Source organism: Streptomyces canus, assembly GCF_030815415.1.
Lineage (GTDB): Bacteria > Actinomycetota > Actinomycetes > Streptomycetales > Streptomycetaceae > Streptomyces > Streptomyces canus_F.
This window is the reverse complement of record NZ_JAUSWW010000001.1, coordinates 8290862-8303633: the sequence shown is the minus strand read 5'-3', so window position 1 is coordinate 8303633 and position 12772 is coordinate 8290862. Positions and strand designations below refer to the sequence as shown.

The 12772-nt window shown below is 70.1% G+C and carries 12 protein-coding genes; 2 read left to right on the top strand and 10 right to left on the bottom strand.

Annotated elements, in window-relative coordinates; genetic code table 11:
* Positions 1-2 precede the first annotated feature (2 nt).
* Genes QF037_RS38435 through QF037_RS38425 form a run of 3 tightly spaced genes read right to left on the bottom strand, consistent with a single transcriptional unit; the run spans position 3 to position 2829 of the window.
* The gene (locus tag QF037_RS38435; protein WP_307033338.1) at positions 3-815 is read right to left on the bottom strand and encodes an ABC transporter permease; all 813 of its coding nucleotides are present in this window, start codon (positions 813-815) and stop codon (positions 3-5) included.
* Complete coding sequence (locus QF037_RS38430) at positions 803-1687, bottom strand: ABC transporter permease (protein WP_307033336.1); 885 nt, start codon at positions 1685-1687, stop codon at positions 803-805. Before QF037_RS38430 ends, QF037_RS38435 begins: the two co-directional genes overlap by 13 nt.
* Positions 1684-2829: an ABC transporter substrate-binding protein gene (locus QF037_RS38425; RefSeq protein ID WP_307033334.1), complete on the bottom strand. Its 1146-nt coding sequence runs from the start codon at positions 2827-2829 to the stop codon at positions 1684-1686. Before QF037_RS38425 ends, QF037_RS38430 begins: the two co-directional genes overlap by 4 nt.
* Before the next feature lie 258 nt (positions 2830-3087).
* On the opposite strand from QF037_RS38425, the gene QF037_RS38420 reads away from it, so the two are divergent.
* The gene (locus tag QF037_RS38420; protein WP_307033332.1) at positions 3088-3828 is read left to right on the top strand and encodes a GntR family transcriptional regulator; all 741 of its coding nucleotides are present in this window, start codon (positions 3088-3090) and stop codon (positions 3826-3828) included.
* Positions 3829-3971: 143 nt separating this feature from the next.
* Here the strand turns inward: QF037_RS38420 and QF037_RS38415 are convergent, their stop codons facing one another.
* The 7 genes from QF037_RS38415 to rpe all read right to left on the bottom strand — a co-directional run bounded on the left by QF037_RS38415 (position 3972) and on the right by rpe (position 10437).
* Complete coding sequence (locus QF037_RS38415) at positions 3972-4424, bottom strand: Lrp/AsnC family transcriptional regulator (RefSeq protein WP_046260034.1); 453 nt, start codon at positions 4422-4424, stop codon at positions 3972-3974.
* Positions 4425-4434: 10 nt separating this feature from the next.
* Positions 4435-5892, bottom strand: a complete 1458-nt coding sequence (locus QF037_RS38410) for an amino acid permease (RefSeq protein WP_307033329.1) — start codon at positions 5890-5892, stop codon at positions 4435-4437.
* 326 nt (positions 5893-6218) lie between these two features.
* Positions 6219-7658: a GuaB1 family IMP dehydrogenase-related protein gene (locus QF037_RS38405; protein ID WP_307033327.1), complete on the bottom strand. Its 1440-nt coding sequence runs from the start codon at positions 7656-7658 to the stop codon at positions 6219-6221.
* A gap of 131 nt (positions 7659-7789) precedes the next feature.
* The gene (locus QF037_RS38400) at positions 7790-8089 is read right to left on the bottom strand and encodes a barstar family protein (RefSeq protein WP_307033324.1); all 300 of its coding nucleotides are present in this window, start codon (positions 8087-8089) and stop codon (positions 7790-7792) included.
* Positions 8086-8469, bottom strand: coding sequence for a ribonuclease domain-containing protein (locus QF037_RS38395; RefSeq protein WP_307037577.1), 384 nt, complete (start codon positions 8467-8469; stop codon positions 8086-8088). Before QF037_RS38395 ends, QF037_RS38400 begins: the two co-directional genes overlap by 4 nt.
* Before the next feature lie 159 nt (positions 8470-8628).
* Positions 8629-9672, bottom strand: coding sequence for a sugar-binding transcriptional regulator (locus QF037_RS38390; RefSeq protein WP_266895071.1), 1044 nt, complete (start codon positions 9670-9672; stop codon positions 8629-8631).
* A 78-nt stretch (positions 9673-9750) separates the two neighbouring features.
* Complete coding sequence (rpe, locus tag QF037_RS38385) at positions 9751-10437, bottom strand: ribulose-phosphate 3-epimerase (protein WP_307033322.1); 687 nt, start codon at positions 10435-10437, stop codon at positions 9751-9753.
* Between the two features lie 134 nt (positions 10438-10571).
* Here rpe and QF037_RS38380 point away from each other — a divergent pair, with 134 nt between their 5' ends.
* A complete protein-coding gene (locus QF037_RS38380) occupies positions 10572-12713 on the top strand; it encodes an MMPL family transporter (RefSeq protein WP_307033319.1) in 2142 nt (713 codons plus the stop codon).
* Positions 12714-12772: the final 59 nt, after the last annotated feature.

Sequence of the window (12772 nt, the reverse complement as noted above, 5' to 3'; positions counted from 1 at the left end):
GGTCATCCCCGGGAAGTAGTACGGGCGCGTCCGCCGAAACCGGCCAGGACGAGGAGCAGCACCCACGTCACGAGCAGGCTGAGCACGGACACGGCGACGGAGAGCTGGGCCTGCGAGCCGCTGACGTTCACGATCCACACGGCGAAGGGCTGGAAGCCGAGCAGCTGGGCGACCGTGAACTCACCGAGCACCAACGCCAGCGTGAGGAAGGAGGAGTTGAGGAGGGCGCCCCGCAGATTGGGCAGTACGGCCCGGACCAGCGCCTGCGGCCAGCTCGCCCCGCAGCTGCGGGCGGCCTCGACGAGGGTGCGGACGTCGACCGCGCGCAGCCCGGCGTCCAGGGCGCGATGCACGAACGGCAGGGCCATCACGACGTACGCGAGGACGAGGACGACGGGGAAGTCGGGGTTCTGGATCGCCACGAACGTCTGGAACAGCGGGGTGTGGGAGAGGTGTTCGGGCCCCCACTTCAGGACCGTGATGATGCCGGCGACGAGCGCGATCGGCGGTACCACCAACGGCAGTTGGCACACCACCTCGACGACCGGCCGCAGCCGGGGCGACCCCAGCCGCAGCGCCACCGTCGCGGGCACCATCAGGAGCAGCACGATGACGATCGTCGCGAGGGCCAGTTCCAGCGAGAGCAGCAGGCTGGTGACGAAGCCGTCGGTGGAGAAGATCTGGGTGTAGGCGTCGAAGGTGAGACCCTGCCCGGGCACGTCGACGGTGAAGACGATCGACGCGGCGAGCGGCACCAGGAAGTACAGCCCGGCGAGGCCGTAGACGCCCCACCGCCACAGGTTCAGGCGAGCCATCGCGCGCTCCGTCGTTGCAGGGGCAGGTACACGGCCATGACCAGGCCCGCGATGAGGACCATGTCGAGGCTGAGGGCGAGCGCCACGTTCTCCTGGCCCACGAGCACATTGCCGGAGAGGGCGTCGGCTATCTGCAGGGTGATCAGCGGGATGGAGCTGCCCACGATCGCGGCGGCGGTGGCGTACGCGGCGAAGGCGGTGCCGAAGAGCAGCACGAGCCCGCCGAGCAGTGAGGGCGCGAGAACGGGCAGGGCGACATGACGCCAGTACTGCGTGGTCGTCGCCCCGTTGTTCTGCGCGGCCTCGCGCCACTGGACGCGCAGCCCCTCCAGGGCGGGGGTGATGGTGAGGATCATCAGCGGGATCAGGAAGTACAGGTAGACGATCACCAGTCCCCAGAAGCTGTAGAGGTCCCAGCCCTTGTCCGTGAGGCCCAGGTGCCGGGTCAGGACACCGGCGTTGCCGAGGGTGGCGACGAAGGCGAAGGCCAGCGGGACACCGCCGAAGTTGGCGAGGACGCCGGAGGCGGTGAGGACGGCTTCGCGCAGCGCCCGGTGCCGGGATGTCACCACGGCCTGGGCGAGCGGCAGCCCGAACAGGGCCGCCAGCACAGCCGACACCGCGGACAGTTTGACGCTGCCGACGAGAGCGGTGAGGTAGGCGCCCTGCAACGAGGCGGTCAGGTTGGCCGTGCCGAACCCGCCGGTCGTCTTCACCGTGAACGCCCCGTCCAGGATGGCCCAGGCCGGCAGCCCGAAGGCCACCGCGGTGAAGGCGAGCAGCGGGACCACGGCGAGCCAGCCGAGGGACCGGCGCCGCCGCTTCACCGCGACGGCCGACGCCGAGTCCACTCGTACGGCGGTGGCCGTCATCCGGAGACGGCCTTCGCCCAGCCCTGCCCGAGCACCGTCTTGGCCTTGTTCTGCTGGGCCTCGGTCGGGAAACTCGGCGTGCCGGAGACCTCGGGCAGCTTGGCCGCGGCGCTCTTGTCGAGGGTGCCGGCCTTCTCCATGGCAGTCATCAGGGCCGGGCGGGCGTACCCCTTGAGCCACAGGTTCTGGCCCTCGGCGCTGTAGAGGTACTCCTGCCACAGGCGGGCGGTCGCCGGGTGCGGGGCGTCCTTGTTGATCGCCTGGGAGTAGTACTGCGAGAACTTGCCGTCGCTGGGGACCGACACCGTCCAGTCGACGCCCTTGGACTTGAACTCCTCGGCGTACCCGGCGTTCAGGTAGTCCCAGTCGATGCTGATGGGCGTCTCGCCCTTCTCGACGGTGGCCGGGGTCGACTCGACGGGCGTGTAGTTGCCGTTGCTCTTCAGCTTCTTGAAGAAGTCGAGGCCGGGCTGGATGTCGTCGAAGGAGCCGCCGCTCGCGAGCGAGGCCGCCCACACGCCGCCGAAGGCCGAACCGGACTTGGTGGGGTTGCCGTTGAGGGCGACCTGGCCCTTGTACTGGGGCTTGAGGAGATCGGCGAAGGTGGTCGGGCAGGTCTTGACGCGCTTGGCGTCGCAGCCGATGGAGATGTAGCCGCCGTAGTCGTTGTACCAGCGCGCCTTTGCGTCCTTCTGCTCGCCGGGGATGTCGGCGAAGGACGCCACCTTGTACGGGGCGAGCAGCCCCTGCTCGGCCGCGCTGATGGCGAAGGAGCTGCCGAGGTCGAGCACATCGGGGGCCCGGTCCTGCCCCTTGCGGGAGGTGACGGCGTTGATCTCGTCCTGGCTGGCACCGTCGGGGTTCTCGACGGCGACCTTGATGCCGTACTTCTTCTCGAAGCCGTCGATGAGGGCGCCGTAGTTGGCCCAGTCGCGGGGCAGCGCGATGGCGTTGAGCGTGCCCTCCTTCTTGGCCGCCTTCACCAGGGCGTCGATTCCGCCGAAGTCGGCGGCGGAGGTGGCGGTGGCGGCGTTCTTGCCGTCGGCGGTGGTCGAGGAGTTCTCGGGGGCGGCGCCACAGGCGCTCAGGGCGAGGGCGGCGAGGACGCCGAGGGCGGCGGTTCTCGGCAGGGACACGGTCACGGCTTCTCCAGGGGACGCGCGAGGGTGCAGGAGTCGAACGGAGAGAAGAAGGCAAAGCAGCGAAGGAGCGAGAGAACTTGTGTCAGATAACTTGTCTGAACAAGTTGGCCTCAGTAAGGCTGCTGGCGGTATCGATTCCGTAAACACTGGCGAAACAGTGACCCCTGTGTTCCCTGACGATCACGCGCCCCTCGGATCCCCACCGGATGTCGTCTAGGCTGGTCACGCTGTGCACAGCAGTCGACTCGGAGGGGAAGCATGCCGGCGCGACACGAGGAGATCGCCGACGCACTGCGCCGGGCGATCGACCGCGAGGAGTACACAGTCGGCAGTCGGCTCCCCGCCGAGACGGACCTCGCGGCCCAGTACGACGTCTCGCGCGGCACGGTCCGCCAGGCGGTCGCCGCCCTGACCGCCGAGGGCCTCATCGGCTCGCGCCAGGGCGCCCGGCGCGTGGTCCTCGCCAGCCGTCGCAGCCAGAGTTTCGCCGAACTGCGCAGCTTCGCGCAGTGGGCGCGGGCGATGGGCCGCCAGGCGACGGGGCGGGTGGTCGCACAGGAGTACCGGCCGGCGACCCAGGAGGACGCGATACGTCTCCAACTACGTGCCGGCACGCAGGTGTTGCACGTCCTGCGGGTGCGCGGCCTGGACGGCGAACCGGTGTTGCTGGAGCGGACCGTGTACGCCGACTGGATCTCCCCCGCCGTCGAGCCCATCGAGCCGGACTGTCCGTCGGTGACGCAACGCCTGTACGACGACACGGGGTTGGTCTTCGCGTACGGCGAGCACGTCATCGACGCGGTCGCGGCGGGCGCGCAGGACGCGGAGCTGCTGCTCGTGCGCCGCACCAGTCCGCTGCTGCGCGTACGCCGGGTGACGACGACCCGCGAAGGGCGCCCGGTGGAGTGGTCGGACGACCGCTACCGCTCGGACGCGGTGAGCTTCAGCGTGCACAACTCGATGGACAACAACGCGCTGGCCCGGAAGACGGCGGAGTAGAGCTCGGGGATGCGGGCCGTTGCCCCTGAGGTGGGACCAGGTGACGTGCCTTCAGGGGCGCGGGGCTGTATCGATATGCGGCTCCACCGCGTGGGCGCGACAAGCCCCGACGCATCCGCACCCGCCCCACGACCGCACCACCCTCACCCGGGCGCCCCCGAGGAGAACCTCCGCAGCAGCGGCGACAGCACCAGCACCGACTTGGTGCGCTCCACGAACGGCTCCCCCGCGATTCGCTCCAGGACCCGTTCGAAGTGCCGCATGTCGGAGGCGAAGACCTGGACGACCGCGTCCGCGTCCCCGGTGACGGTGGACGCGGCGACGACCTCCTGGTAGCGCTCCAGGCCCCGCCGGATGGTGTCCGGCGAGGTGTTGTGCCGGCAGTAGATCTCGACGAACCCCTCGGTCTCCCAGCCGAGGGCCGACGGGTCGACCCGTACGGTGAAGCCGGTGATCGCTCCGGTGGCGCGGAGCCGGTCCACACGCCGTTTCACGGCGGGCGCGGAGAGGCCGACGATCTGCCCGATGTCCGCGTAGGAGCGGCGGGCGTCCTCGGCGAGGGCGTGGACGATGCGTTCGTCGAGATCGTTGAGCACGGTGGGCGGATCAGCTCTCAGGTGTTGCGAGTCGGGAGCGGCGATAGCCGTATACGAAGTAGAACACGAGCCCGGCGGCCATCCAGACCCCGAAGACCACCCAGGTGACGGCGGACAGGCTGCCCATCATCCACAGACAGAATCCGAGCCCCAGCGCGGGCAGCACCGGGGACAGCGGCACCCGGAAAGTGCGCGGCATGTCCGGACGGGTCCGGCGCAGCAGCACGACGGCGATGTTGACCAGCGCGAAGGCGAAGAGCGTGCCGATGCTGGTGGCGTCGGCGAGCTGGCCCAGCGGGATGGCGGCGGCGAGGACACCGCAGAACAGGGACACGATGACCGTGTTGGCACGGGGCGCGCCGGTCTTGGGATGCACGCGCGAGAACACCTTCGGCACGAGCCCGTCCCGGGACATCGCGAAGAGGATGCGCGTCTGGCCGTAGAGCACGGTCAGCACGACGCTCGCGATGGCGATGACGGCGCAGGCGGCCAGCAGGGTCCCCCAGAAGGTCTGTCCGGTCACCTCGCGCATGATCTGGGCCAGCGCCGCCTCCGAGTCACCGAAGCGCTCCCAGGGCTTCGCGCCGACGGCGACGGCCGCGACGAGGACGTAGAGGGCCGTCACGATGACCAGTGACAGCATGATCGCGCGCGGCAGGTCACGCTGCGCGTTCTTGGCCTCCTCACCGGCGGTGGAGGCGGCGTCGAAGCCGATGTACGAGAAGAACAGCGTCGCCCCGGCCGCGCTCACACCCGCCATGCCGAGCGGCATGAAGTTCTCGTAGTTGCCGGAGCGGAAGCCCTGGACTCCGATGGCGCAGAACAGCACCAGCGCGGCGATCTTCACGACGACCATGACGGTGTTGGCCCGCGCGGAGTCCTTCGCGCCGCCGAGCAGGAAGGCCATGGCCAGGAGGACGACGATCAGCGCGGGCAGGTTGAAGATGCCGCCGTCGCCGGGCGGGGCGGACAGGGCGTCCGGGATGGTGACGCCGATGGTCCCGTCGAGCAGTTCGTTGAGGTACTCGCCCCAGCCGACGGCGACGGCCGCGACCGAGACGCCGTACTCCAGGATCAGACACCAGCCGCAGACCCAGGCGACCAGCTCGCCCATCGTCGCGTACGCATACGAGTACGAGGACCCGGCGACCGGGATCGTGCCCGCGAGTTCGGCGTAGGACAGGGCCGAGAACAGTGCCGTCAGGCCCGCGATCACGAAGGACAGGGTGACGGCCGGACCGGCCTTGGGCACGGCCTCGCCGAGGACGACGAAGATGCCGGTGCCGAGCGTGGCACCGATGCTGATCATGGTCAGCTGCCAGAGCCCGAGGGAGCGCCGCAGACTGCCGCCCTCCCCCTGGCCGCCCTCGGCGACCAGGCGTTCCACCGGCTTGCGCCGCACAAGACGCGCACCGACTCCCGGGGACCGTGATGTGCGCTGTTGCGGGGGTGCGCCTTGGTCGAGCACGCGCTGACTCCTTCGTCGCTGCCTCTCGGCGCGGCGGGGACCGGCGGCGCACCTGCGCGAACAGGAACCCACCGAGCGGGGTCCCCGCCACGCCGCGTACAGCGCATGACCCTACGAGCAGGGCCATAGCACTCGTAATGCTGCAATCTTGCGCATACACGCAAGATCCTTGCGTTCATCGAACGAGGGCGCGCATTCGTTGCAGGGCGGCCGGCCGCGCCCCCGAAGGGACGCGGGCTGTGTTGACTATGCGGCTCCGCCGCGCGGGCGCGACCCGCCACAACGGACCCACGCCCGGCACCCGCGACGAGCATCGCCCCGCGGAGCTACCAGCTGGCGTGCAGCGGCTTGCCCTCCGCGTAGCCGGCCGCGCTCTGGATGCCCACGACCGCCTTCTCCGCGAACTCCTCCAGGGAGCCCGCACCGGCGTAGGTGCAGGAGGAGCGGAGGCCCGCGATGATCGAGTCGATCAGGTCCTCGACACCGGGCCGGGTCGGGTCGAGGAACATCCGGGAGGTGGAGATGCCCTCCTCGAACAGCGCCTTGCGGGCCCGGTCGTACGACGACTCGTCGGACGTACGGTTGGCCACGGCCCGCGCGGACGCCATGCCGAACGACTCCTTGTAGAGCCGCCCGTCGGCGTCCTGCTGGAGGTCGCCCGGGGACTCGTACGTGCCCGCGAACCACGAGCCGACCATGACGTTGGACGCACCGGCCGCCAGCGCCATGGCGACGTCACGCGGGTGCCGGACACCGCCGTCGGCCCAGACGTGCTTGCCGTACTTCTTCGCCTCGGCGGCGCACTCCAGCACGGCCGAGAACTGCGGCCGGCCCACACCGGTCATCATGCGGGTGGTGCACATGGCACCGGGACCCACACCGACCTTGATGATGTCGGCACCGGCCTCGATCAGATCCCGCACACCCTCGGCGGCCACGATGTTGCCGGCGACGATCGGCACCTGCGGGTCGAGCGCCCGCACGACCTTGATCGCGCTGATCATCGACTCCTGGTGGCCGTGCGCCGTGTCGATGACGAGCGTGTCCACGCCCGCGTCGAGCAGCTGCTTGGCCTTGCCCGCGACATCGCCGTTGATACCGACGGCGGCCGCGATGCGCAGCCTGCCGTTCGCATCCACGGCCGGCGTGTACAGCGTGGCGCGCAGGGCGCCCTTGCGGGTGAGGATGCCGGCGAGCCGGCCTTCCTTGTCCACGGCGGGGGCGTAACGGCGGTTGGCGGCGTCGAGCCGGTTGAAGGCCTCGCGCGGGTCGATGTCCGCGTCGATCAGCAGCAGGTCCTTGGACATGACGACCTCGAGCTGCGTGAAGCGGTCGACGCCGGTCAGGTCGCGGTCGGTGACGACACCGACGGGCCGACCGTCCTCGTCGACGACCACACCGGCGTTGTGCGCCCGCTTGGGCAGCAGGGCCAGCGCGTCGGCGGCGGTCTGGTGCGGGGCCAGCACGATCGGGGTGTCCAGGACGTGGTGGCGGCTCTTCACCCAGGCGACGACCTCGGTGACGACCTCGATCGGGATGTCCTGCGGAATGACCACCAGGCCACCGCGCCGGGCCATCGTCTCGGCCATCCGGCGCCCGGCGATGGCGGTCATGTTGGCGACGACCAGCGGGATCGTGGTGCCCGTGCCGTCGGGGGCGCTGAGGTCCACACCCTGACGCGAGCCGACCGCGCTGCGGCTCGGGACCATGAAGACGTCGTCGTACGTCAGGTCGTACGCGGGCTGGATGCCATTGAGGAAACGCACGTGCTGCACATCCCAGTCGATCAGAGGTGGCCCCCGGACAGGACAGCCAGGGGGAAGAGCACGTACTTCATTGTCCCATGTCCACCGGAATGCGATGCCCGGGCAGATCATCCAGGCTGGTCAGAGGCGCGTTAGGAGGATCCTCCGAGCGCGAGCGTCACGGTGAGCGCGGACGCCTGCGCGAACACCTCACGGGCGGTCGCCCACTCGTCCGGCCGCGCCTCGGCGTACCGCTCCCAGTTGCGTACGACGACGATTCTGTCCCCGACGGTGTCCTCGGGCCACAGTTCCGGGTCGGAGAGGACGTCGGCCAGCGCGTCCCAGTTGCGCCCGAAGTAGTCCGGCAGCCGCAGGTCCCGGGCACAGCGTTCCATCAGGCTCGCCTTGTCCGTGACCCCGTCGAGGTCCAGTGTGGCCACGACCGCCGTCATCTCAGTACCGCCCTGAACGAGTCGTAGTGATCATCGGTGTAGTAGATCTCGTCGTCCTGCCCGGTGACAATGCGCCGGGCCCCGCGATCGCGCGAGCCCGGCGTGGGGACGGTGTATTCGTGGTAGTAACCGCGCGTGTGGGCGGGCAGCCGCCGCTCGAAGTTCCCGAAGACACTGCCGTCCTTCTCGTACGGGAAGGGGCCACCGGCGTCGATGAGAGCGAGCGTCCGGCGGGCCTGGGCGGGCAGCCGTGACTCCTGGACGGTGGCCATGCCCTCGGCCCAGGACGGAGTGGCCTCACCGGCCTCACTCGACGTGCACCCCGTCAGCAGGACGACGAGAAGACAGGCCAGCACCCGGGGGACGAACCGCAGCAGCATGCTGTCCACGCTGCCACGGCCGCACGCCTTTTCCTTTGTTCGCCTCCGGCGCGCCCCAGCCGGTGTCGACAGCCCGACCGTGCTCAGCCCTTCGGGCCTCCGCGCGCTCGACCTGTCGACACCGGCGCGCGCCTACGGCTCACGCGCCATGACCTTCGGTCAGGGGCCGTCCGGGTCAGATCGGTTCAGCGCCGGCTTCGGCGTCTGACCTGCCGTCAGCAGCACGTCCGCCGCCGAGGTGTCCGTCACCAGGCTGGTGACGAGCCCGGACCGCAGCACGGCGTCGATGGCCATCGCCTTGCGCGCCCCGCCCGCGATCGCGACGACCTCGGGGATACGGCGGAGCTGGTCCGCCTTGACCGTGATGCACCGCTCGCCCAGGTCCCGGCCCACGCGGCGCCCGTCGGCGTCGAAGAGGTGCGCGGAGGTCTCCGCGGCGACGCCGAGGGTGGAGTAGTGCGCCCGCTCCTCTTCGCTGAGCATGTCGTACACCGTGGAGACACCCGGCCCCCAGGAGCCGATGGAGACACAGGCGACCGTGACCTTGTCGAAGTACTCGAAGGCCCGGGCGATCCCCGTCTGGTTGCGCAGCGCCGCCGCGGTGGCCGCGTCCGGCAGCAGCATCGGGGCGTAGATCGGGTGGGCGTCGCCGCCCGAGACCTGCGCGGCCCGCCGTACCGCCTCCACCGAACCGCGCTCGGCGGTCCCGGCGTCGTACACCCCCGTCAGTTGCACCACCGTGCACGGCGGCAGCCGGTCGAGGGCCGCCGCCATGTGAATGGTGGACCGGCCCCAGGCCAGGCCCAGGACGTCGCCCTCGTTGACGAGTTCGCCGAGCAGGTCGGCGGCCGTCTCCCCGAGGTTCTCGGGGTCGGGCGAGTCCTCCGCCTCGGCCGGTGACTCCACCACGACGGCATGCCTCAGTCCGTACCGGGCGCGCAGCGCGTCCGAGCGCTCGGCGTCCAGTTCGGCAGGCACACGGATCTCGATGCGTACGAGATCCCGCTCGAGGGCGGTCTCCAGAACCCGGGCCACCTTGAAGCGGCTCACGCCGAACTCCTCGGCGATCTGGATCTTGGACTTGCCCTCGAGGTAGAAGCGGCGGGCCATGGCCGCCGCCTGCACCAGCTCAGCGGGTCCCATCCGCATGGCTGACCGGCCCGCCGACATACCCGACACGGCCATCTCCTCACTGCTGTTCACACTCTGGATTCGCCGTTCATCCTTGCAGATCCGGCGGACTTGATCAGCCCTGATGGGAGCCGTTCACGTTCCTGTGGCTCAGTGGCCGCATGCCCAGCTCGCCTTGGCGGTCGCCCCCTCAGCTTGGGTGCGCAATGCACGCACCGCCTCGGCCGGGTCGGACGCCCCGTACACGGCCGAGCCGGCGACGAACACATCGGCTCCGGCGTCGGCGCACCGCTCGATGGTGGAGGCCGAGACCCCGCCGTCGACCTGGAGCCAGAGTTCGAGGCCGTGCTTGCTGATCAACTCGCGGGTGCGGCGAATCTTGGGGAGCATGATGTCGAGGAACGCCTGTCCCCCGAAGCCCGGCTCGACCGTCATGATCAGGAGCATGTCGAGCTCGGGGAGCAGATCCTCGTACGGTTCGATGGGCGTCGCGGGCCTGAGCGCCATGGACGCACGGGCGCCCTTGGCCCGGATCTCCCGGGCGAGCCGGACCGGAGCGGCGGCCGCCTCGACGTGGAAGGTGACGGAACCGGCCCCCGCCTCTACGTACTGAGGCGCCCACCGATCGGGGGCCTCGATCATCAGATGGCAGTCCAGCGGGGTGTCCGTCGCCCGGGCGAGGGACTCTACGACCGGCACACCGAGCGTGAGGTTCGGGACGAAATGGTTGTCCATGACGTCGACGTGGAGCCAGTCGGCTCCCTCCACCGCCTTCGCCTCGTCCGCGAGGCGAGCGAAGTCTGCGGACAGAATGCTGGGGTTGATCTGCGCGGCCATAGCCCAAGCCTGCCATGTCCGGCCACGAATGTTCGCGCCGGTCCAGACCTCAGCCGTTCATCGGATGTTGTTCCGGGACGGTACGTGCCATATTGGGCGGCCGACCGTGAGGCATCGGGGCTGCGGGGGTGGCCATGACGGGGAAGCAAGGCATCGGGCATCTGGTGTGCGGACGGCGCGCCAAGTGGGTCGTTCTGGCGCTGTGGGTCGTCGCGCTGTTCCTGACCGCGCCCTTCGCCCAGAAACTCACCGACGCCCAGGACAACGACGCCGCCTCCTGGCTGCCCGGCTCCGCCGAGTCCACCCAAGTCCTCAAGGTCTCCGAGGACTTCAGGCCCGAGCAGATCCCCGCGGTCGTCGTCTACGCCCGTCCCGACGGTCTGACCGCCCAGGACCGGGCGCAGATCGCGGAGGACGCACGGCAGCTCAAAGAACTGCGCGACCACGGCATCCGCGGCGCGGAGACCCGCGGCCCGGTCTTCGACCGCGAAACGGATCCGCGCGCGGCCCAGATCCTCGTACCGATCACGATGGACGAGCAGGGCTGGGAGGAGATCTCTCCGGCGGTCGACACCATCCGGGACGGTGTCGGCGAGGGCAGCGACGGCCTCGCCGTGCACATCACCGGCCCGGGCGGCACCTCCGCCGACTTCTCCGAGGCCTTCGAAGGCATCGACTCGACCCTGCTGATCTCCGCGATGGGCGTCGTCATCGTGATGCTGCTGCTCACCTATCGCAGCCCCACCCTCATCCTGGTCCCCCTGCTCTCGGTCATCGCCGCCCTGTTCACCGCGCAGGCCCTCATCTACCTGCTCGCGGAGCACGCCGGCCTCACGGTCAACGGCCAGAGCGCGGGCATCCTCACGGTCCTCGTCTTCGGCGCGGGGACGGACTACGCCCTGCTCCTCGTCGCCCGCTACCGCGAGGAACTGCACCACCACGAGGACCGGCACGAGGCGATGGCCCTGGCCCTGCACCGCGCGGGCCCGGCCGTGATCGCGTCCGGCGCGACCGTGGTCCTGAGCATGCTGGTGCTGCTGGCCGCGGAGATGAACTCGACGAGCGGCCTCGGCCCGGTGGCGGCGATCGGCGTGGCGGTGGCCCTGCTGGCGATGATGACCCTCTTCCCGGCTCTGCTGGTGATCTGCGGCCGCTGGATCTTCTGGCCCGTGATCCCGCGCTTCGGCGACCCCGACCGCATCGAGCGGGGCCTCTGGGCCCGGATGGGCCGCCGTATCGCCCGCCGCCCGCGCATGGTGTGGAGCGCCACCGCACTGATCCTCGCCATCTGCTCGCTGGGCCTGATCCAGCTGCGCGCCGAGGGCATCAGCAACGCGGACGCCTTCACCGGGAAACCGGACTCGATCGTCGGCCAGGAGGTCTCCGCACGCTACTTCCCGGCGGGCAGCGGCGATCCCCTGGTCATCATCAGCAACCAGGCGCAGGCGCGGCAGGTGGGCGAGGCGGTGGCCGCCACCGACGGCGTCGCGCCCGGCTCGCTGGGCCTGCCGCCGGGCACGAAACCGTCGTACGAGGGCAAGGTCCTCTTCGAGGCGACCATGACCGATCCGGCCGACAGCGAGGCGGCCAAGCAGACGGTCGAACGGGTCCGGGACGCGGTCCACGCGGTACCGGACGCCGACGCCCGGGTCGGCGGCGGTACGGCCTCCCTGCTCGACATGGACGAGGCGACCACGCACGACAACATACTGATCATCCCGCTGGTCCTGATCGTCGTCATGCTGATCCTGTGCGCCCTGCTGCGCGCCCTGATCGCGCCGCTGCTGCTGATCGGGACGGTGATCCTGTCGTTCGCGGCGGCACTGGGAATCAGCGCGCTCGCGTTCAGGTACCTGTTCGACTACGCGGGAGAGACGACGGACTTCCCCCTCTTCGTCTTCGTCTTCCTGGTGGCCCTCGGTATCGACTACAACATCTTCCTGACCACCCGCATCCGCGAGGAGGCGGCCCGCCAGGGCACCCGGCCCGGCGTGGTCATGGGCCTGGCGGCGACGGGCGCGGTCATCACGTCCGCGGGCCTGGTGCTGGCCGGCACCTTCGCCGCCCTCGGCACACTGCCGATGGTCGCCTTCGCCGAGATCGGCTTCGCGGTGGCGCTGGGCGTACTCCTGGACACGTTCATCGTCCGGTCGGTACTGGTGCCGGCCCTGTTCCTGGACGTGGGCCCGAAGATGTGGTGGCCGCACAAGCTGGCGCGGGAGGACGGTAACGCTCCCGCGGCGACCGAGTCGGAAAGGGTGAGCCAAACGCCCTGAGGGGCGCGGGGAACTGCGCGACAAGCCACAACGGACCCGCACATGCACGACAACCCACA